This window comes from Aeromonas sp. Y318-3 (assembly GCF_027706185.1).
In the GTDB taxonomy this organism is placed as follows: Bacteria; Pseudomonadota; Gammaproteobacteria; order Enterobacterales; family Aeromonadaceae; genus Aeromonas; species Aeromonas veronii.
This window is the reverse complement of record NZ_JAPDCN010000030.1, coordinates 1-22,154: the sequence shown is the minus strand read 5'-3', so window position 1 is coordinate 22,154 and position 22,154 is coordinate 1. Positions and strand designations below refer to the sequence as shown.

Here is a 22,154-nt window from a genome sequence, read left to right as displayed (position 1 = left end):
CAACGAGCGCTATAGCCATCACGCTGCCTCAGATTGCCAATCACATGGGTGACCACTCCGAACAACTCCAGGGAGAGGCTCATACAAGGGTCGATAGGCGCGAACGCCGGATTGGCTGGCAACAACCGCAGCCTCGGCTTGAGCTGCAAGGTCTTGACTGTGAAGCCGCCGTCAAGCAGTGCAATTACCACATCACCATGGCGCGGGGTCAGGCTCTTATCGACCACCAGCAAGTCACCGGGAAAGATGCCAACCCCGGTCATGCTCTCCCCCTCGGCACGCAGATAGAAGGTTGCTGCAGGGTGCGCCACGCAGTGGGTGTTGAGGTCCAACTTCCCTTCCAGATAGTCGCTGGCTGGGCTGGGAAAGCCGCAAGAGGCGCGGTGCAAGAACAGCGGGATGGTCACCTCGGCGGGTGATGGGTCTGGGGTTAACAGCTTCATGGCAACAGCACCTGTATTTATATACAGGCATTATAGCGCACCACCTTTGAACCAGCGCAAGTCTCGCATGCCAGTGATGGCGTACCATGGCGCCAACAAATAACAAAGAGGTCAGTATGAGTCACAATCTGTGTGCCCTACCGAAAGAGCAGCAAGAACGGGTCGAGGTCGAGAAGGCCGCCGCATACGCGGTATGGAAGGAGCGCAACGGTCACTTGGCCAGCGCAGAAAGCGAATCAAGCCAGCATAAGGGTGAACTGGGTAGTTACTTTCTTGAGCAAGTAAGTAGGTACAAACGGGGCTAGCCTTCGGGTTTAATCATCGTCTTGCTCTCAAGAGCATGTTGGTTGAATTGGGGGGATTACCGGGCATGCAGTCGTGACAAGCCCTCAGATGCCGTATCAGCTCTTGAAGCTGGCTGTGGGTTATAGGTAATCAGGAACGCCGGTATGCTAGGCAGAAGCTTGATGGGTCATCTTCTACAACTCGCTACGAAGCTTTAGTACTGACTGAGTTACAGTTATAGCATCGCGTATAATATCAGCCCTAGGTCGATGTTCATCGACCTAGGGCTGTCAGGTTATTAGTCGATAGAGACGAAAAGCTGTGTGGTGTCATCTCCGGCAGCTGTGATATTGCACAGCATTCGTTGAATTATCTCCTCACCAAGAGAAACAGCAGAGAAATCAAATTTCAATCGATAGCTTTTTTCGCTGCGATCTGCCTCCCAATATGACAGTCCCTGATCAAACTGAATTGTCAGTCGTTTACCAGAATGAAGCTGAAGTTGCAGTTGTCGATAATGGGGTAAAGAGCGGAGGCTGAGTACTTCCCCCTCTAGGCCACAGTATTCGAATGCTTGGCGGATGGCTTCATCCCGCTCCTGAGATGAGAGCCAATCATGCCTGCATTGCCAGGGTGTCCGGTTGTCGTTCTTCTGATATTGACGTCCCATAACCCTGATAGCGAAACTTGAACTGCAACGGACTCCCAGCTCATGGATCACATTAACCAAATGATTCACAACTAGCGGACTGCATACATAACGATCTGTATAGGTGACTTCGGTGATGCGGTCTTTGCCCTCAAAAATCTCATTAAGAAGACCTGATTCATTTCTAAGATGATCCCAGAACCTGCCAGCAAAACCATTGAGGGAGCCATCTAACTGGTTGGCTATCTCAATCTTGATAAGCTCGGGGGACTTACCTGGTATTAACTCACTGGTATTTAGCTCGCGGCATATCGGCAAATCAGGTGGGCAACCGCGAACAATCTGCGAGCCAGCAGTGGCTAGATCCCATTCATGCCCTGGAGCAACCAGATCTATATTGTTGCTGGCCCATGCTAGGTTAGCTTGTGGTCCCTGTACTGTGATGTTTAGTGTTAATTCTCCAAGGGCGGGAATGCTTTTGTGCAAATATAACCCAATTCCGTTAAAGGCCAGTTTTGCTAGCCATTCCTTCTGATCTGTTGGCAAGGATTCGAAGGTGCTTTCGAGAAAATGCAACTGCACCTGGTGTCCGGCACGCTCCCAGCTATGTAGTTGATGTCGCATTCGGCGTGCAACGGCAAGATCCCACTCCTCGGAAGGAGCAAGGAGATAGATAGCGATGGTCTTGGGGCTGTCATCTTGCGTGATGGTTCGTTCAACTGCTTCATGCAAGGTGGTAATTTCAGCTTGGCTATGTGGCCCAAATACTTGAAGGGGGATAGGCAGTGCTAAGCCGGTCAGCCAGGTCTGATTTATCCACGCCAAGGCCGCATGGCGATTAAGACGGTCAGCCTCAAAACGTGTATCAAAGCTGAGCAAACAGTGCTGGCACGCATGCGAGCAGTTGCAACTGTTCAGACGTTCTATAACCCGTTGCCACAAGTTTGCGTCATTCAACTGTTCCGCAGCCAGTGTGGTGTAGCCACCACTACGCAAATCAAACACGCGAATTGCTCTAGCGGCTCGGCCCTCTACGCGGATTGGATGGCAGTCACAGCCAAGCTCTTCAGTTTGAATACCAAGTGAAGCGGCAATGGCTTCTCGCAAAGCAACCGCAATTGAATAGCCAGTGACATCATCATCAAGAAACTCTCCGCTCAATGGATCTCGTAGTACTAGTTCCAGTGCATCAGTCAGGCTGTCATGACCTAGATGGATATTCTGCTTTATCTTCCAACTATTGTTGCTGCCGGGGCAGATGTTCTCACCATTATCGTTCTTACCACCGCGCAGCCTCCTGTGTTGGGCTTTTTCGCGGAAAATGGCCGGGAGATACTGTTCATTGGTCGCAGCAGATGGGTCCGGATAGCTCAACATGGGTTCGGCCTTGCCACACTCGAGGCAGATGGCGAAGCCCTTCTGGTTAGCCCCTGAACTGTAGTGAAATAGCTGAGAGTGTTGGCTCGCACGAAACATACCGAACGCTGGATTGGCTAGATAGATCCAGCTAGCAGGCACATTCAGCCAGGGCGCTTTAACTGGTATATATTGCAGTCGGCTGATGTCGTTATGGGGATAATCAAAGAAGTCCACTGCAAATCCGGCTGGCACCAAGTATTCATGAATCTGGTCGCGCTCAATCGGGTATCCACACTCTTGACAGTTGAGTTCTAGACCTGGGTTGATTGCCGTATCACTGGCCCCACAGTGCCCACAACGCCAAGCCTTCTTGAATAGCTGTAGCTCCTTGATGTTTTCGACAGAGGCAGGTGCGTGCCAGTTGAGAGTGATGCCAGATGACTTGTACACCAAGCCATCCATGACCAGCTCGGCACCGGGAGCATATTCTCTCAATCCAGTAATACGATCTCGGGAGGCAAGCGAACGATAGCGTGCTCGATTGTCCTCCCGTTGGCCCTTTTCATCCAGCTTCAAGGTCTGCATACAGCGATTATCAAAGCTGACAATATCTGTCGGAAAACCATAACCTGGCAGGAAACGCTTATCTGCCAGTTCGCTAAGAAGATATTCATTTTCTATCCGGTTTAGTTGCGCGTCCATGGCTCGATAGGCGGCAGCTTTCTTGTCTTCGACTTGCTGCAGTTGCGATCGACTTGCTTCATGTTCCTGCAACCATGACTGTGTAATCTCAACAACTCGATTACTTGCTCGTTTTAACAGTTCTGATTGTGGAGTTGAATTGAGAATGCTACGCCGGGTAATGTCCTTGATCGCTTGAGAGATAAGAGCATCGGCTCCAAGCGCCTGACTCTCACACCACAGAGCGAAGCGTTTGGAAAGAGACATAGGCATCCCGTTATCAAGGAAGAAAGCCCCTGAAGTCATCGACTTGATCTCTTCGGCAGCGATAACGTGCTTGAGCCAATGAGATAATAACCAAGCGTTGATATGGCGTTGTATCAGTTCAGGGCTTTGCAGTGACACCTTGGGCATACGCATCGCTGTGGTAAATGGCCAAAGAGGGTTATTGAATACGCTTTGGTCATGAGGAGTATTTTTACAAACAGCAAGTGCCAAAGATCTCCCTTCACGGCGTCGGCCTGCTCGACCAGCCCGTTGCAAGTAGTTTGCTGGGTGAGGAGGTACGTTATTCATTGCTACTACGCTGATACCACCAATATCTACACCCATTTCCATGGTGGTTGAACAGCTTAGTAAATTCAGTTTTCCGGCTTTGAATTGATCCTCGTATTTATCCAGTTTGTTTTTTGGTTGCTGGGCGGAATGTTCTGCAGCACAGAAGTAATTCCCACCTTCGTTGATCAAATCTGAAACATCAGACCAAAGTGCACTTTCGCGTAATTTTTGTATTTCTGGTTGGTTATTAAGCCAATCGCGGATGCCCAGCAAGCCTTGATCACCAGAAGTATGCAGGAGTGATTCAGGAGGCCTCGGCATTGTGTAAGGCACCACTTTCACAACCATCTCCCGATCGGTGCGAGGTGTATAGGGGCTTAGCCCTTCGAACGGAGTATCAATAAATCGCCTTGATACCGGACAGAAATAGACCTCATGGGGCAGCCGGAAGCTTATTCCCCTCAAGTCGAGTTGATAACCATCACCGGAAGAGATTAACAATTTTGCGTGCTGGGTGAGTGCAACCCATGCCTCGTTTAGAATCGAATCGATCTGATCCTGGTGCAAAGTGGGAGACCAATTAAACGCCTTGCAGAGCAACAGAATTGCTCGTGATTGAACACCGTTGAGGGTGTTGACGGTCGGCCATCGCATATAGCGTCCGGACAGCTTTTCAGTTTTACCTTGTTGAACGGGGGGGACTACCCACTTGGGGCGGATTCGTGCGCCAATCAGCGATTGCCAGCGTATATCTATGTTCAGGATCGTGTTTTCACGAACGAAGAAGTCCAGTAGTACCTTCAGATATGTACGCCAAGACTCAATAGATAGTTCTTTAGTTGAGTGTGGTGGCCAACTTATGGGGGGGGAGGTAATGCTCGCCAATTGAGGATAACAAACCTGCACCAGTCCTAGAGTTTCCAAGCTGTTGGCACGTTTGGGACGACGATAAAACTCACGGGCCAGTAGCATCCCAGCGAGGGCAATACTGTCTTGTCGGCTGAAAGTATTGGGTGCCAAGCTGCGATAGTAGTCCAACATGCCCATTTGCAGCTCTGGAGTGCCAGCAAGATGGTTCACCATGTCCGTCCAACTGATTTCGGCTCCTTTACCTGCATCAGCCTGTTGTGCCAATAAGCTGTTTAAGTGTTTTTCTTCAATACGCCCTATTTTTTGCTTGGCTTTAAGCTGAAGTAACTCCTGAAGATCCTGTAAATCTTCCGCAGTAAGAGCATTGGTTGGCTGCGCTTGCAATAACCTGTGATACACCAGTCCTCGGATGCGATTGCGTTCGGAGTCCTGCTGCAATTTGACAGCGATGCGAGCAGTTCCTTGGCGGCTATCGGTAAACGAAATCAGTTTCCGGCCTTGGAAGGGCTTGCCAGAGGGCTGTGGATCTTGCGGACAAAACTCCAGCAAGGTGCCGATCACTGTGCTTAATGTAAAGGGAGTACCAATGCGCGCAGGGCGAAGCAAGCTACGTCCACTAATTGAGGAACCGCAACAAGGGCATTCATTCTGGGTGCTCCTGAATACTTCTAGCTTGATATAGTCATCCTTGGGACCATCAAATTTTAGCCTCTGACTACATCGATCCAAATACTCTGGAGAGCTACCGTCAACAACACGATTGGTGATCAAGGAGTGGCTTAATAATTCATTATCTTTATCCGGTACGTCGGTATCCGATGACTCCTCATCCAAAGAAAACTCATCGATTTGTTGTTGTGACGGGTCTATCAGCTTGCCTTGACTGGTGGTTGAAGTTTGCAGAAAGCTCTCATTACACTCTTCGCAGGAGACCAGTGGCATAAGAGGAGCTCCACAGCTGCAATGGGTTCTATCTTCCAGATACACCATGCCGAATGGCCATTGCGGATGTGCCAGTGGTGTGTTGGCTTTATGTGCGCAGTTACGGTCAACACAGGCGCGAATTGCTGGTATCACATTGTGAAAAAGGTGTGCTCGTAACGGTAAGAACGATAGCCCTTCGGCATTTTTTGTCCCTGACATCAGGTCGAGCCAGGTAAGCAGTTGTTTTTTAGACAACCCCGAGGTTCGTACTAACTCCTGTAGACTTTGTGGCTTTGATTGTCCGTCCGTAATGAACAAAGAACGGATCCGAAGGGCTGTTGGGCTGGCTTCAAGGCGTTGGTAGCGTAGCGTTGATTGTTCATGCTCACTCTCAATTGCTGCAATTACGTCGGGATTGTCTTGTTCCAAATGTGGTTTGACTTTGTGCAAAGCTGGAATGTCCCGATGGCCTTGAACAACATGTACCTGCTCTGGTGCTACACCGCCGATATCAGCAAGGAAATTGCGCAGGTTTTCGATGGTTTTGGTATCCGAGCCGAATGTGGCCGAAGTGGCAACGAAACGCACATCCTGCGGTTTAACCTGAAAAGCCAGCATTACACGGCGAAGTAGCAGCGCCATCTCAGCAGCTTGTGAGCCGATATGCGTGTGTGCTTCGTCAAGAATGATCCAGCGCAGTTTACCTGCTGATTTTTGAAGAATGGGCTCATCTTCTTTACGAATGAGCATGTATTCCAACATGGTGGCATTCGTTACAAGAAGTTGCGGAGGACGCGCTCGCAAGCTCTTGCGATCGATCACCTGGCCCTTGTACTTCTGATCAGATGCTTTTCGCTCATTATCCAGAGCCCCCGTATAAAGACAGTGGCGAATTTGCCCATCGAAACCATCTGTCCAAGCATCCAGGCGATTCTGCTGTGAGTTAATCAACGCATTTAGCGGATAAATGAGCAGAGCGCGGACCCCATCCGGGTCTTCTTTGTTATCAATTTCTTTTGCTAATTGATTGAGTACCGGAACAAGAAAACATTCGGTTTTGCCAGAGCCGGTTCCACTAGTAACAACCAGAGATTGTGGTTCTGGAGCTTAACCATCCCCTCATATGAGCGAGGCGTGGCGCGGCTTCTGAGGTATGATCGCCATCCTTGACCAGCTAATACCCAACAGACTATCCCCATGTTTAACCACGAACTAATCCTCAACCACATCGACGATATATTTGGACAGGACATGCATGCTAAGCGTGTTCTTTCCCTCGCCAATGCTACCCTCGGGGTTATCGAGTCAGGTTCACTGGCCATCCACGCCATCGGTAGTGGCCTCTCCTTGGCCAACGGTCTCGAACGTAAACATGCGGTTAAACAGGTGGATCGCCTGCTCACTAACACCAAGCTCAATGTCTGGAGCCTCTTTGACGATTGGGTGCCCTATGTGGTCGGTGAACGTACCGAGATCGTAGTCTCCATGGACTGGACCGAATTCGATGCCGATGATCACAGTACCTTGGTTATCAGCCTGCAAACCAACCACGGTCGCAGTACTCCGCTGCTGTGGAAAACCCATCGGAAATCGTTGCTCAAAGGGCAACGCAATGCCCATGAGAAAGAGCTGCTCACCAAGCTCAAGCAGACGTTGCCAGAGGGTATCTTCGTGACGGTAGTAGCTGACCGCGGCTTTGGTTACATGGAGCTGTTCGAACGCCTGGAGCAAGAGCTAGGCTTTGCTTATCTCATTAGATTTAAAGGAAATGTTTTGGTTGGTTACCCTGGTGTAGAGCAGGTTCCAGCTCGGGACTGGCTAACGCCGACCGGGCGCACCCGAACCCTCAAAGCGGTGGAGCTAACTGGGCAGCGACAGCCTGTCGAACGGGTCTATTGTTGTCATAAGAGTGGCATGAAAGACGCGTGGTTTCTGGCCAGTAACCGGACCGACCTGAGCGCCGCCAAGGCGTTGCAACTATACGGCCAGCGCTGGGGTATCGAGACCAGTTTTCGTGATATCAAAGATTACAAATTCGGCATGGGTATGGGAGATGTGCACATCAGTAATCCGGTCCGGCGCGACCGACTGTTTTTATTCAGTGCCCTGGCCATCGTCTTGCTGACGCTGCTGGGTAAGGCTGGAGACAGTGTCGGTCTAGAGAGAACGATCAAGGTCAATACCAGCAAGAGCCGAACCTATTCGTTCTTTCGGCAAGGGGTCATCTATTACCAGTTGCTACCTAAAATGAAAGAAGCCAATGCGGTCTTGTTGATGGATAAATTTATCTACTACCTGAAGCAACACCGCTTATATACCCGCACACTTGGAATTATTTGAGTCTCTAAAAATGAGGGGATCTCTGAGGTTCTGGAGAGTTCAATACCTGCCATGCAGCTAGCTGATGGGTGAAAGGATGACGGCTAGCGGGAAAATGATATTCTTTGGCCAACTCTTTTGGCGGTTCAGCCATGGCCTTGGCCAGACGTTGATGAAGTAACTCTCCACCCGCCAGAGAGCCCATGGTTTCACCACTCTCTTTCCAGCCAAAGGTTGGTTCGAAAACTGGGTCTGCTAACCAAGCACCCGGTGTTCCAGGCATCGCCGTCAACTTCTCATGCAGGAATTGACGTAGATGAGCATTATCCAGACCGAGCAGGCCTTGGGCTGCTCGCTCACTGCGCAGACTCAGATTAGTCATCAGGGCGGAAAAATAGTTTTTTTGATAAAGCATCAGATTCATTTCCCAATAGAGTATGTTTGTGCCATGGCTAAACCGGTTTGATAGGCTGCATCAAACCAGACGGTATCGAGTTGGCGAGTCGTTCTCAGACTAAACAAGCGCGCCGGCTCGGACTGCCACAGCAGGCCTTTTCCCGCATATACATCGAAGGCCGCCATAAAAGGCCGCATAACCACACCAAGCTTGAAATCTGTCACTGGCAATTTGCTGCGATCGATCAACATATTTCCATACACGGATCTACGGAGTTCTTCGCGCTCTGCATTACAGAGATCAAGGTCTCGTTGAGTTTCTGGTGGGTTCCGCCGGAACATTTGCTGCATAGCCGAGTTCTCGCCATCGAACAGATTGGCAAGCCAACATTCTGTAAGCATCAACGGGTTTTTCAGGAAGAAACTGGCATCCTGACTATTGAGGCCGAAATGCTGGTGGAAACCTTGTTCAAAAATAAAGCTCAATGCCGGTTGCCAGTGCGCTAAGTACTGGCTCTTGCTATGGATGTCGTTGCGGATTGCCTCGAGTCGTCGGGGATTATCAGCGGGGAGTTGCTGGCGAATTTTTGTAAAGGTACTGGCCCAGTCTTCAGGGGCTATCAATAGCCACTCAAAAGGGAGTTCAGAGGGTAGTCGCTCAGCCATCCGAGTGGAGAAATTGTCCAGAAGTAGAGTAGCCATTGTTAGCGCCAGTGGTTCACGGATCAGCGCTTGGCAAATATCCAGACTAGCCAAAGGCAGGTGATGCAGTTTATCCAGTAGCTGTTCTAGTGTTATCCAATCCTCATTATCTGGATCTGCTGCCATCAACTGGAGGGTGATTCTGAGCATGTTCATTCGTGTCTTGCTGTCGGCCTCGCACAGAGCTTTACGCAGAGGAGAGAAATCATCCGGTGGGCTGATGGTTGTTGGTACTGCGATTGTTGGTCTGCAATGTAGTTGAGATAGGCTGTTTGTATAAACCAGCCATGGCCCAGCAGCATCTGCTGGTAGATCGACTCGCCAATTACCGGTGAATACCTGCTCAGAAAGACTCAATGGCAGGTTGACAGCATCACGCTCTGGTTCAGCCAACGGCAATGCTTGTAAAAGGTCTTCTGCTTGGGTTTGTTCGAGAATGAGCTCGCGAGTGTTATCTCTCAAGGATGCAATCTGATTTTCTAGGCAAATGCGTGTCGAGTATCTCCCGACCTCCAAACAGGCATGCGTCTGATGGCCGTGAATCAGTTCAAGCAAGACGGTGTGATCAAGTATCGGATGGCAGGAAAGCATTTGCTGAATCTTTGGGATTAATTCAAACAAACGAATTTCTCGCACACCGATATATTTGATTTCCTGTGAGAGGCGGCTTCGATTATTGAGCCCGATAGTCGACAGCCGCAACAACCAGTGTGCTGCTCCTTGGGCTGACATCAATATGGCTCTGCATCCGACCAGCTCTTCAATCGTTAATACCTGATTGTTTTCAAGAGGCGTGTTATTACGCAATAAAGTGACGCCATAAGCAGGAAAAGACAGTGTGAGTTTTTGTTCTCCACCTGGCCACTGCAAACTGAGCTGCACTGAGTTGGCTGGGCGAGCAGAGCTGCATTTCAAGTCCAAAATTAAGTCTGAACCATCATGTTTTGCCTTTAATTCTATATCATCGCTTTCAATGCGGATTGGCAGATTAGGCCAATTTACAAGTCGAATGATTCCCTCGTTGGGACTTGTGCCTGGTTTGTAGGTAATCCCAGCATTCTGCGGAAGAATCACGGCACGGGAGCTGAGCAATCGCTGCTGATCTTTTCGCCAGATCAATCGACATAATCCAGATACCTTCCCCTGCTCAAGCCGCTGTTCGATATTCTGTACGTTGGCAAAAAGTTCATGGGAGGGAACATCATAAACATAACCACTCTCCTGAAGGACCCGTAGACGTGGAATGCCACAGAACAGTAATCCAGGCGAGGAGTTTGCCTCGATGGTATTACCCATCCAATGGCTATCAGGCAATGCAGGAACACGGGTAGAAATGTGTACCCTGAATGTCTGACGTTGATAAACGAGCCGCGTGTCACCAGAAGGCAGTTCCATCAATTTCATGCCATTCGATAGATTATTGCAGAGCTCTTGTGCTTCACCTTCTTCGGAAAAGACAATTGTCTTGGGAGGAATGGCAACCAGTGCAGAGTCTCCTTTGAGCCGAGCATCACCCTGTGCAATCAGGCGAGCAAATGGCGGCGTGTTCTCAAAGATCAAAGGCTCATCATGACTTAATTCTTCCCCCCCAGGCAGGTTTGCAATATGTAGTGTGGCCCCCCAACGACTGACAATCAGCTGAGCTGAGTCATGTAAGGCTTGAATCAATGGTAGGGGTTTGGCCATCAGCTGATATTTGTCGCCTCGGAGTAATGCTTCACCTGCAATGTACTCCTGTTCCCCTGCTCGCAAGAGCAGTTGAAAATGGGGTGGTAGCTGCTCGCAGGGAAAGCCAAGTGCACTGGCAACATGCTCACGCTTGGCTTGAGCTTGCATGATAAAAGAGAGTTCATACTGGGGCGGGGAACCATCGGTACTAAAGCGCAACCCTTTTAGGATCTGAAATGGTGTCTGCTTCGACTGAGGAGTGATACTGACTACGCTTCTGACCAGTCCTTTGATCAGGCTGGCTGCTGCTTGGCTATCCAGTGTTATGGGAAATATATCCTCCCAGTTTGGGCACTCAGTCTGCAACGTGGCTATGGGATCGGAGGCATCATGAAGTGCATACGTAGCTCGGATATACAGCACAGCTTTGATGAGATTATCCAGCAGCTCATAGACAGGCGACTGTTGATAACAAGCGGGCAGAAGTGCAGCTTGGGCTTCAACCGCTTGACGTAGTTGATCATCCTGAAGGTTGTAGTGCAAAGCTTGTTCGGTGACCATTCGAAGCAGTCTGGCTAGTCCACCTTGAGCTGCTTCCACCAAACGCATTGGCAGACCACCGCTCATGGCGACCAGGCCAATAAAACGTTTGCCTTCTGTTTTGATCGGCGTTTGCAGGCACCATTGTTGATGGCCGTTAATAACCAGATTGCGAATTTTATCGTGGGATAAACTCTTTAATCCCGCAGCTTCGCATAGCGGTCCCCAACGCCATGCTCCGCCTGCATAATCACGTTTCCACCACTCAGCGGCAAATAGTAACCAAGCCGCAGGGTAGTACTTGGATAAATGAACCGTGTCGGCATAATTTTGCAACAGGCGCCGTAATGACTCGAATTCCTCCGTCGAAGTCTTGTATGCGAACAGAGGACGTTCATCAGGATGTTTTAATCCACGTTTTGCTAAAAATTCCAAGATCCATTGGTTAAATTGCACTTTAATATCTCTTTTTTAATTTTGGGATGTACGTCAAAACGACTGAGCTACTGCCATTCAGTCTCAACACGACATGGCTATCACATCCCCATCATTCTCTGTGCGCTTTGCATCCAGGATGCCTTGAATGCCGGATCATTAGCGAACAGCTTATATAGCTCCAGTTCGTCTTTTCTTCGTGCCAGCATGACTTCTCTCATGATCTTCTCGAAGGCCAGCTCGCGGTTAATTGGATCAGTATTATTTTGATATTTTGATTCAAAGTCCGGGTGCTTCTTCACACTATCGAGGATATTCACGAACTTCACCCGCTGCTCTTCCGGTGTCGAGCTCCAGCCCTGGAACCACTTCTCGTTAAAGCTCTTGATGATCTCATCCAGCGGGTCGGTCTCTTTCTCCGTGCCGTGGGCGCCGCGTGGATTAGGGTTTTGTGGCTCCAGCTCAGATTCTTCGTCATCCAGGGTGATCGCATGGTTGAGCTTAACGCGCTGCAGGCCGTAGGAGGAGAGATCCACTGACTCGAGCAACTCATCAAGCAGGTCGGCATCCGGGTCCTGTACTTTGAGTTTGGGGATAAGGAACTTGAGGAACCAGAACAGCTTCTCCCAGGTCAACATGTCGTAAGGCATGATGGCGGCCATTTGGCCGTAGATCTTCACGAACTGCTTGGCCTTGATCTTGATATCGGCCTTCTCTTCGTTACTCAGCTCCAGCTCATGGTTGAAGCGGTCTGCGGCCACATCGATGATGGCGCTGAGCAGTTGAGCATCTTCGTTATTGAAGTAGCGGGCCACAAACTCCTCAACCTCGAACCATTCATAGACACCGGTATCGTCCAGCGCATCTTTGAGCTCATGCAGCACATTGATATCGGTGGCGCCAGAGAGTGAAGTCGCGGTGTAGAAGGGATCGAACGATGCCTTGATCTCTTCAACCGGATTGACGAAATCGAGAATAAAGAGGTCTTCGGTCTTCTTGCCCCATTTGGGGGCTGCGCGGTTAAGGCGGGAGAGCGCCTGCACGCACAGCACACCGCTGAGCTTTTTGTCGACATACATGGCACACAGCTTGGGCTGATCGAAACCGGTCAGGTATTTGTTGGCTACGATGAGCAGGCGATATTCGTCGGTATCAAACTTGTCGCGGGTATCGCCCTCGGCAAAGCCGTTGAGATCAGCCTCGGTGTACTCGACGCCATCCACCTCCTTGCTGCCGGAGAAAGCAATCAGCACTTTGAACGGGTTCCCCATCGCCTCCAGCTGGCGGGTGATGGCCTTGTAATAGCGGATAGCAGAGACAATGTTCTGCGTCACCACCATCCCCTTGCCTTTGCCCTTGAGCTTCTTGGCATTCACCACATGGGGGATGAAGTGCTCGAGCATGATCTCGGCCTTGACGTCGATCGTCTCCTGGCTGCCTTCTACATAAGCCCGCAGTTTCTTCTGCGCCTTCTTGCTGTCAAATAGCGGGTTCTCTTCGATGGACTTACTGATCTCGTAGTAGCTGCGATAGGTGGTGTAGTTGGCCACTACATCGAGGATAAAGCCCTCCTCAATGGCCTGCTTCATCGAATAGAGGTGAAACGGCTGGAAGGTGCCATCCGGCTGCAACTGGCCGAACTTCTCCAACGTGGTGTTCTTCGGCGTGGCAGTAAAAGCGAAATAGGAGGCGTTGCCACGCATCTTGCGCGAGCGCATGGCCTGCAGGATCAGGTCCTGAGTGTCCTCCACCTCCTCGTCCTGCAGCTTGCCCATCGCCGCGTTCATCTTGCCGTGGGCATCACCGGATTGTGAGCTGTGCGCCTCATCGATGATCACCGCAAAACGTTTATCGCTCAGATCGCTGATGCCATCGACGATAAACGGGAATTTCTGGATGGTGGTGATGATGATCTTCTTACCATTCTCGAGGGCTGACTTGAGCTCGGATGACTTGTTGGCAGGCGCAATGATGTTCTTGACCTCGGAGAACTCCTTGATGTTCTCACGCAGCTGTTTGTCCAGCAGTCGCCGGTCGGTGACCACAATGATCGAATCAAACAGCGGCTGATCGACGGCCTTGGCACCATGCACGTCAGTGCTATGAGGGTAAACCTCGATCAGCTGATATGCCGCCCAGGTAATGGAGTTGGATTTGCCAGAGCCCGCCGAGTGCTGAATGAGATAGGTCTGACCGACACCGTGATGAGCGGCATGGTCCACCAGCTTGCGCACCACATCCAGCTGATGGTAGCGGGGGAAGAACAGGGTGCGCTTGCTCAGCAACTCTTTGGCGGACCCATCCAGACGCACAAAGTGCTGGATGATATTGGCCAGGCTCTCCTTGCTAAAGACCTCTTGCCACAGGTAAGCGCTCTTATGGCCATAGGGGTTGGGTGGATTACCCTTGCCATGGCGATGTCCCTTGTTAAAGGGTAGAAAGAAGGTCGCCTTGCCAGCCAGCTTGGTGGTCATATAGACCTCGTCGGTATCCACCGCCATATGCACCAGACAACGACCAAAGTGCAGCAGGGGTTGGCTGATATCGCGATCTTCACGGTATTGCTTCTGGCCGTGATAGTAGGCGTTCTGGCCAGTCCAGTGGTTTTTCAGCTCAAGGGTTATCAGCGGGATGCCGTTGATAAACAGCACCATGTCGATCTCTTGCTTGGGGTTTTGCGCCGAGTAGGCCACCTGCCGGGTGCAGCTAAAGAGGTTGGCAGCAAAATCCTGGCTTACCGTCGCGCTACTGCTGGCCAGCGGTGCCGGATACATCAAGGTCAGGTGAGCATCATCAACGCTCAGGCCCTTTTTCAGCAGATGCAGCACCCCCTGCTTTTTAATGATGCGGTCGAAGCGCTCGAGCACCTTGCGTTGCCAGTCGTGGGGATGATGCTGCTGAAGTTTGGCCAGCTCCATGGCCTGGGTGGTTTCAAGAAACTGCCAGAACAGCCGCTTATCGATGGCGTACTGCTTGTCAAAATCGCAGGCCTGCCCCAACACAAAACCATGGTGTGGCTTGGCGTAGACGGCGGCCCCCTCGCCAATGTCATTACCGAGGGTTTCCAGACACTGGCCGGTCAGGGCCTGCTCGATGGCCGCTTCAAGGGCCTGTTCTTTGGTGTTGCTGACCATCAATACTCCCTGCTCTCTTGTTCTTGTTTACCTGCCCCTGGCCATCTTGACTTGGCACTGAAAAAGCCACATCCCCCAAGGCTTTGCTCATATCGAGCTATACCAGCCAGACTCTGTCACTAGCACGTCTGGCTGGGCATGGCTAGACCACCTTAATCTTGCCAGTGACGGCACTATTAATTAGGGTGGTTTTGTATTCCTTTAACATCGTTATTTGCTGTTCTTGTAGAAAAAGAGCTTTGTCAATGTTCTTAGATTCTTTTTGAACATAATCAATGATGCGGTTTTGTTCCTCGAATGATGGGAACCCTATCGCCATATCGAAGAACATATGGCCATAAAATCTCAGACGCGATGAATGTAGACCCGTTGAAACTTGATTGTAGTGTTCAATATAGCTTTTTGACTTTAACAAGTGTTCTAAAAAAACTGGGTTAAAAGTGTTTTGAGTTTTTTCTCTGAAAACACCATATGACGGGCTGACAATTCCTTCTCTGTCAGATACACCTAACGCCCCCATCCAAGCCCACATGATGTTAATCACGAGGTCGTTTTTTTTACATGTTTTCGAGCCTGAATAATCCTCCGCCATAAACATGTTTACATTCTTTTCTGAACGAGGCGTGACACCTGTTATATGAGAAACAGAGAGTAATTCTTCATCACCATTGACTGAGCGCTCATTAATTTCATTGAACAAATACTTGGCGCGTTTTATACACCAATGTGCCGGAATCGTACCGACCCACGCCACGCCGGAATCTTTCATCGGTACAGTAGGGTCGAGGCCTTGGGTGACGGCCTGCTGGATCAGGATCTGCTTGCGCTCGTTGAGCAGCGCGATCTGCTGCTCCTTGATCGCAATGGCCTCGTCTATCTGGGCGGTTTTCGCATCCAGAAAATTGGCGATGGCGGTTTGTTCATTATACGGAGGCAAAGCAATAACCGTTCTCCTCAAATGAGGCCAATATAAATTTCTCTGGATAGTTCCAACACCTTTTGAGCAGATAAGATATTGTGACACCATGCTTCCATCACGGAAAAGATAATTGGCATATTTAGGGTTTATCTCTTTAGATAGAGATAATACTAGATATGCTGGGCTAACGATTCCAATATATTCAGAAACGCCAACAGAACCTCTCCAAGCTTGCTGGTTATTTAATACGAAGTCGCCTTTTTCTACAAATTGATATTTTGATAGGTCAAGACTGGTAACGTTTGTGCGTTTTTCATCTACATCACTAAATTTAATCACCCCTCTATCTAGATAGACGGAGAGTAGTTCCTCATCTTGCTTGTTGATGATGGATTTTATTTTTGCAATTCTTAATAAAGGGTAAATGTCCCAGCAAGAGGGGATATCTCCAAAGAATGGATTGCCACTCCATTTATACGTTTTATATTTTTGCATTGCAGTCAGCGTCATTTTTATCGTCTCCTGCTTATGCCTTCGATTGCTCTGTAGTAAGCCCCAGGATCTGGGCAATCAAGCCATCGGCCTGCTGTTCCAGCGTCAGGATCTCCTGGGCGACTGTCTCGAGTGAACGCAGCGGTTTATGGCGGTAGAAATATTTGTTAAAGCTGATCTCATAGCCGATTTTCACCGATTCCATATTGAGCCAGGCCTCTGCAACATGGGGCTGTACCTCGTCGATAAAGTACTGGTAGATGCTCTGGGTAAGTGGCACCGATTCGCTATCGCGCAGATCGCTGCTGCTCTCATAGGTGACGAACTCGCCTTTCTTACCAGTAGGGTAATAACCAAAGTCGTGCAGGTCGGCCTCTTCACAGCTGTAGAGCTCCAGCAGTTCACCCAGCTTGTCGGCACTGAGTTTCACCACCTTTTTCACCACCTTGGCGGCGGCTTCGTCATACCAGCTCACGGCATTGAACAGCGCATTTTTTTCTGTGACTGAGAGTTTGAGCTTATGGGCCTTGAGCGTTGCTTCGACTTGCGCCTTAAACAGGTTGAAGTCGTTAAACTCGGCTTCACCGATCTCCTGCATCAGGGTATGAGCCGTATCGAACAGAGTGCGGGCTGCACACCAGAAATCGGTGCTCAGCAGCTTCTCTTTGGCCTTGTTGTTCAGACTTATCTCGTTTTTCTCGCACCACTCGAGGATCTGCTTGCTGTGCTCGGTCAGGAACCCATCCTGATAGACCTGCTCGCCATACTCGGCAAAGCAGTGTGCCATCACCTCGTTTAAGGATTTGTCAAAACGCAGCGCGTTGAGACGATCACTACTGAACTGGGCCTTGCGGCGATCCGGGCGCTCCACCGTCACCTTGTAGTAACCAAAGTCCTCGTTTTTAAACACCTTACTGGCGATGCCGATTGGATCGTCATTGCTATCCAGCTGGCGTTCTACATCGGCACAGGCGAGATAGGTGTTGGTGATCTCCTCGATATGTTCGGGAGAGAATTCGCAATTTTTGTCACCCAGGTTCTTGCGCAGTTTGCGATAGAGCAGGCTGGCATCGATAAGCTGCACCTTGCCTTGCCGATGGGCAGGCTTGTGGTTGTTGAGCAGCCAGATATAGGTGGTGATGCCGGTGTTATAGAACAGGTTGTTTGGTAGCTGGACAATGGCCTCGAGCATGTCGTTTTCGATAAGGTAGCGACGGATATTGCTCTCGCCACTGCCCGCATCGCCAGTAAACAGGCTGGAGCCGTTATGCACCGAGGCGATACGGCTACCCAGCGGGCTTACCGATGGGGACTTCATCTTGTTGACCATTTCCATCAGGAACAGCAACTGACCATCGCTGGAGCGTGGGGTCGCATCACAGCCTTTGGGATCGACCACACCCCAGTAATCGGCCAGTTTTACCTTGAAGCGGCTGTCGATCACATCACTGCCATCTTTGATGTGCTTTTGCTCTGACGCCCAGCTTTTACCGTAGGGGGGGTTGGAGAGCATAAAGTCAAAGCGCATATGGGCGAATTCATCGGTGGACAGGGTGGAGCCCACCTTGATGTTGGCCGGGTCATTGCCCCGGATCATCATGTCGGACTTACAAATCGCGTAAGTCTCGTCGTTGATCTCCTTGCCATAGAGGTGAATATCACGGCTGACACCGGTAGCCGGGTATTTCTCTTCGATAAAGCCTTGGGATTCGGTCAGCATGCCACCGCTACCACAGGCAGGGTCATAGATCGTCATGGTGAGCGGCAGTTGATCCTTGATGGGATCAAAGACCAGGTGGGTCATCAGCTCGATCACCTCGCGCGGGGTGAAGTGTTCCCCGGCCTCTTCGTTGTTCTCTTCGTTGAATTTGCGGATCAGCTCTTCAAACACATACCCCATCCCGAGGTTGCTGAGGGCGGGCAGCTTGTTGCCTTCCGGATCTTCAATATCGTTGGGAGTGAGGTTGATATAGGGGGAGACGAACTTCTCAATCACATCGAGCAGCACCTGCTTGTCAGCCATATGGCGGATCTGTGCCTTGAGGTTAAAGCAGTTGACGATCTCCTTGACGTTATCGCTGAAGCCATTGAGGTATTCATTGACGTTTGTCAGCAGGATCTGCTGGTTGTTGGTGGCTGCGTTCAACAGGGATTTGAGCGTCCACTTGGAGATGTTGTAGAAGACATAACCAGAAGCGGCCTTGAGCGGCTCTTCGTCCAGCTCGACTGCGTTCATCTCCTGCTGCTGGAAGCGGACCTCTTCCAGGACTGCTTCCTTGGTGGGTTCGAGCAGGGTATCCAGGCGGCGCAATACCACCATCGGCAAGATCACATCGCGGTATTTGCCACGGACGTAAACGTCGCGCAGGCAGTCGTCGGCGATGTTCCAGATAAAAGAGACGAGTTTGTTATGAACACTGTGATCCATGTTGTTTTCCTGTCTCCGAGTTACCCCGGAATGCAAAAAGTGTGGCCTGAGGGATTAACCGCATACGCATGGCTCTTGTGTCGCCGGATGATGGGAAGCGATAGCGGATGTCAGGTGGAGGAGTAGCGCCACCGTTTATCACGAGGTTCAAATGGATGTTTTTTCGTGATCGTTCGAGCGGGTTGGCACAGCCTCAAAATGGCCGACAGTTTACCAGAATGGCTGACCGATTGCAGGCAAGCTGCTGTTTTAATTAACAGGGAAATGCGGGACAAAAACAAAGGGAAGGCCATAAATAGCCTTCCCCAAGACCCACACACTTATCACGGACGAGTAGGTGCAAAAATGTTACCACAAGCTGATTTGTGGTCACGCCTTGCGGTCAGGATTGGCGTCCATGTTCGTCGCTGGGTAAATGGCTAAGTAGACATAGCCGTGGCTGCCAAGAGTATCGGCTTCGCAGGTAAAGCCGCCGTGCTGGATAGTGATGCCGTGCTGACGTTGGGCATCCAGTTCGCCGGTCAGCAGCTTGGCTTCCAGTGCCTTGATGATCTCCGGGAAAGCCTGGTCGAGATTGGCTATCTGCGCCTCACTCCATTCACCTATCAGACTGGCTCGATCGGATAGAAAATCGAGCCGGTAGCGACTCTGTATCAGACGAGCGCCAAAGCGTGGAGAGATATCCCGCGGCAGACCCCAGCTGATGCTGGGGAGCGGTGTGAGAGTCTGGAGTTCTGGAGAGTGTGTGGGATGGGTAGTGGTCATGATTAGCGATACCTCAGTTGAATGTCTATACAGGTGCCGGGCACGTTGTGGCGCTGGCGTAGTCTGGCTAGGTGCTCAGGGAGGTCTGTCAGGCTTGCCAGTCGCCCTCGGTAGAGCCGTGAGAGGTTGACGTAGTCGGGATGGCTCACGGTGATGGTCATCTGATGCCCTGGCTGCCAACGGCCAAACATACGGGCTTTGGCCTCTTTGATGGTGGTGATGCCGGGAGCGGGCAACGTCTGCCGGTTGCGCAGATGTAGTTTGTTGAGTTCGGGAGCATAGCGATGCACCTCGAGCCCGGTGATAAGACGGGTCATGTTCGGTGACTCCAATGATGCAAAGGGCCAGCCTGTGAGGGCTGGCCCTTTATGCTGTTTGTGGATGAGCGAGACAGTGGTGCGTCAACGAGCTCAGTCAGTCGCCTCGTTGATAACCGGCTTGCAATTGAGCCGGTCCAGCAGGTGCCGTGAGCCGTACTGGGCCACCAGCCGGTCTATGGCCATCTGGGCGCAGGCTGTTCTGCTGGGCTTATTCTCAGGGATTGCGTAACGCGCAGTGAGCCAACTGCCGAGCAGCGCGATGCGATAGCCGCTCGGGATGTGGGTGAGTGAGGTGCCGATGCCCCTCCCGTGAATGAGGAAGGGCACGGCTTGGCCACCGATGTCGATATCCATGCGCTGGCCCTTGAGTTCGAAGGTGGTGAGCTCGCCGGTTTGCGGATGTTTGCCGGGCACCCGGATGGTGATGTTTTTCGCCATGTCACACCTCCGGTTTGGCTTCAAAGTGGTGGGTCACAACGCCCGCCTCCGGATCGATGCTGATAAACGCCGGGGCTTGTGGGTGGTACTGGTAGAGCCGCGCCAGCTCGGCACGAAACGCCTCGACGTTTGGCGCAATCACATGACTGGTATCCCCCTCGGCGTAGGTAAAGGTCTCTAGCTTCTCCGTGTGAATCCAGATGCCGAAATACCAGGCGTCTTCCTCGGTATCGTATTGCTGCCAGCCCTGGGCCAACAGCGTGCGGTCGTAGTAGTAACGGTCCGCTTGATGGCTGCCTCGGTCGATGCGGCAACCCGTCACAGTGAGCTCGAACGGGATACGCCCCGCTTGGTGAGCCTTCTTGACCCGGCGCAGCAGCGTGAGGGCTTTGGCTCTGCTACGACCATTACCGAGCGGGTGCTGCTGTCTGGCCCGCAATGCCAGATGGGTCATTATCTTCGGTGCGGTGTTGTGGTTGAGCTGGCCGATAGCGGCGGTGAGTTGTCGGGCGGACAGAGTCTTGTAATCACGTAAGTCATGCATGGTTGGGCTTCCTTCAAATGCATACAGCCCCTCGGAGTGAGGGGCTGTATGGGGTCTTGTGTGTGCTGGTGGCCGTGGCTCAGGTGTGACTACTCCAATCCGGCTTGTCATTACTACCGTGGTTGACGTAGGCCCCGACAATTACCCGTTGCCACTCACCGACCGGCTGACCCGCTGCATTACAGGCGCAGCGAAAGCGGGCGAAGTTAATCTCTCGTGGCAGGTGCTCACGCATATCCCGTGGACTGACAAAGAGCGTGGTCTTGTGCAACACAGGGTTGGGGGCCACCAGCGGGCCACCAATACGTCGCCCCTCCACATCGTGGGCATAGGCAAAGCCCGGCAGCATCAACTGCTGACTGATGAGCTTGGCAAGCCCTGAGTGAGCACACATGGCCTCCGCTACGGAGGCCTGGCTAAAGCTGTCGTTGAATTCGATCATGGGTGTTTCTCCTTTTCCTCCGGTGAACGGTAAGCCGCTGCCAGCAGCGCAAACTGTTCGATCAGGTAACTGATGCTGATGCCCAGTTCATCGCTGACCCCATCCCCCAAACGGTGATGCAGGTGTTCCATGTCATCGGAGATACGTTGGGCTATCTGGGCTGTACCGTCCTGTGGTGAACTCGTCATGGTCAGGGTGATGGAAAGGTTCATCACATCTCTCCCCAGGGTGCTTGCTCCCACAGTGACAGCCGGGTCAGCACGTCTTGTGCGAGAGCCTGTTGCAACTGCTGTAGTACCTTCACAAGCCGAGGTGCCTGCTCAGGGCTCCCGGTCCATTCGCTCGATTGGTACAGGGCGCAGCAGGTGAACTTGTAGAGGGCCACCAGCTCGCTATCGGTGAGTGGAGCCTGGTGGTAACGGTGGGCAGGTTTAAGCGGACTCAGCTTGGTAGAGCGGTGCTGAAGTGGTTGATGACGCCCCAGCTGATAGCGATGCCAGACTGCACGCCGGTTGGCGAGCATCATCAGCCGTACCAGCCGGTCTACCCGCCACGTCCAGGTACTGGTGACATCCATTGGCGAGTTCCACCAGAGGGTGCGCAGCAACTCAAGGATGTAGTGCGGTGGCATCGGGGCATTGCAAAAGCGGTGTAACTGTACGGCAAAGGCTAGGTAATCCTTGCGATCGATCATGAAGGCAGACATGGGGTGATTCCTTGAAATGCAAAAGGCCACCTGCAGTGAGGTGGCCCAGTGGGTAGTGTTGGAATATCCGGATCATGGTGTTGGCGCGGATGATCCGGGTTTGGGGATGCTGGCGTTATTCGTGCGCCTGCTCTGCG

The 22,154-nt window shown here is 51.4% G+C and carries 16 protein-coding genes and 1 pseudogene; 3 read left to right on the top strand and 14 right to left on the bottom strand.

Features of this window, described 5'->3' with window-relative positions:
- Positions 1 to 443 (bottom strand): translesion error-prone DNA polymerase V autoproteolytic subunit (gene umuD / locus OKB77_RS23180; protein ID WP_025327594.1); only part of this gene is annotated, 443 nt, incomplete at its 3' end.
- A 116-nt stretch (positions 444 to 559) separates the two neighbouring features.
- On the opposite strand from umuD, the gene OKB77_RS23175 reads away from it, so the two are divergent.
- The gene (locus OKB77_RS23175) at positions 560 to 748 is read left to right on the top strand and encodes a DUF3283 family protein (protein WP_201882957.1); all 189 of its coding nucleotides are present in this window, start codon (positions 560 to 562) and stop codon (positions 746 to 748) included.
- Between the two features lie 2 nt (positions 749 to 750).
- Positions 751 to 878, top strand: a pseudogene (locus tag OKB77_RS23170) (IS1595 family transposase); the annotation flags it as partial.
- Positions 879 to 1,026: 148 nt separating this feature from the next.
- On the opposite strand, the gene OKB77_RS23165 reads toward OKB77_RS23170, so the two are convergent.
- On the bottom strand, positions 1,027 to 6,858 hold the full coding sequence (locus tag OKB77_RS23165) for a DEAD/DEAH box helicase (protein ID WP_270818610.1): 5,832 nt from the start codon (positions 6,856 to 6,858) through the stop codon (positions 1,027 to 1,029).
- Positions 6,859 to 6,966: 108 nt separating this feature from the next.
- On the opposite strand from OKB77_RS23165, the gene OKB77_RS23160 reads away from it, so the two are divergent.
- Entirely contained in the window at positions 6,967 to 8,109 is a 1,143-nt protein-coding gene (locus tag OKB77_RS23160; RefSeq protein ID WP_041204923.1) for an IS4-like element ISAs18 family transposase, read from the top strand.
- A 4-nt stretch (positions 8,110 to 8,113) separates the two neighbouring features.
- Here OKB77_RS23160 and OKB77_RS23155 read toward each other — a convergent pair whose 3' ends face one another.
- The 12 genes from OKB77_RS23155 to OKB77_RS23100 form a co-directional block, all read right to left on the bottom strand.
- The gene (locus OKB77_RS23155) at positions 8,114 to 8,512 is read right to left on the bottom strand and encodes a hypothetical protein (protein WP_270818607.1); all 399 of its coding nucleotides are present in this window, start codon (positions 8,510 to 8,512) and stop codon (positions 8,114 to 8,116) included.
- On the bottom strand, positions 8,509 to 11,850 hold the full coding sequence (locus OKB77_RS23150; RefSeq protein ID WP_270818605.1) for an STY4851/ECs_5259 family protein: 3,342 nt from the start codon (positions 11,848 to 11,850) through the stop codon (positions 8,509 to 8,511). The genes OKB77_RS23155 and OKB77_RS23150 overlap by 4 nt, the downstream gene beginning before the upstream one ends.
- A gap of 80 nt (positions 11,851 to 11,930) precedes the next feature.
- Positions 11,931 to 14,963 carry a type I restriction endonuclease subunit R gene (locus OKB77_RS23145; protein ID WP_201882949.1) on the bottom strand — a complete coding sequence of 1,011 codons (3,033 nt, stop codon included), beginning with the start codon at positions 14,961 to 14,963 and terminating at the stop codon, positions 11,931 to 11,933.
- A gap of 142 nt (positions 14,964 to 15,105) precedes the next feature.
- Positions 15,106 to 16,392, bottom strand: coding sequence for a restriction endonuclease subunit S (locus OKB77_RS23140; protein WP_201882948.1), 1,287 nt, complete (start codon positions 16,390 to 16,392; stop codon positions 15,106 to 15,108).
- Positions 16,393 to 16,408: 16 nt separating this feature from the next.
- On the bottom strand, positions 16,409 to 18,802 hold the full coding sequence (locus tag OKB77_RS23135; RefSeq protein ID WP_270818600.1) for a type I restriction-modification system subunit M: 2,394 nt from the start codon (positions 18,800 to 18,802) through the stop codon (positions 16,409 to 16,411).
- Between the two features lie 369 nt (positions 18,803 to 19,171).
- Positions 19,172 to 19,567 carry a type IV toxin-antitoxin system YeeU family antitoxin gene (locus tag OKB77_RS23130; RefSeq protein ID WP_106552058.1) on the bottom strand — a complete coding sequence of 132 codons (396 nt, stop codon included), beginning with the start codon at positions 19,565 to 19,567 and terminating at the stop codon, positions 19,172 to 19,174.
- Positions 19,568 to 19,569: 2 nt separating this feature from the next.
- The gene (locus tag OKB77_RS23125) at positions 19,570 to 19,884 is read right to left on the bottom strand and encodes a hypothetical protein (protein ID WP_106552059.1); all 315 of its coding nucleotides are present in this window, start codon (positions 19,882 to 19,884) and stop codon (positions 19,570 to 19,572) included.
- A gap of 93 nt (positions 19,885 to 19,977) precedes the next feature.
- On the bottom strand, positions 19,978 to 20,325 hold the full coding sequence (locus OKB77_RS23120) for a hypothetical protein (RefSeq protein ID WP_042862883.1): 348 nt from the start codon (positions 20,323 to 20,325) through the stop codon (positions 19,978 to 19,980).
- A gap of 1 nt (position 20,326) precedes the next feature.
- On the bottom strand, positions 20,327 to 20,869 hold the full coding sequence (locus OKB77_RS23115; protein ID WP_201882946.1) for a hypothetical protein: 543 nt from the start codon (positions 20,867 to 20,869) through the stop codon (positions 20,327 to 20,329).
- A 79-nt stretch (positions 20,870 to 20,948) separates the two neighbouring features.
- Entirely contained in the window at positions 20,949 to 21,311 is a 363-nt protein-coding gene (locus OKB77_RS23110) for a hypothetical protein (RefSeq protein WP_043170869.1), read from the bottom strand.
- A complete protein-coding gene (locus tag OKB77_RS23105) occupies positions 21,308 to 21,523 on the bottom strand; it encodes a hypothetical protein (protein ID WP_201882944.1) in 216 nt (71 codons plus the stop codon). Before OKB77_RS23105 ends, OKB77_RS23110 begins: the two co-directional genes overlap by 4 nt.
- Positions 21,523 to 22,017, bottom strand: a complete 495-nt coding sequence (locus OKB77_RS23100; protein WP_043852061.1) for a hypothetical protein — start codon at positions 22,015 to 22,017, stop codon at positions 21,523 to 21,525. The genes OKB77_RS23105 and OKB77_RS23100 overlap by 1 nt, the downstream gene beginning before the upstream one ends.
- Between the last annotated feature and the right edge of the window lie 137 nt (positions 22,018 to 22,154).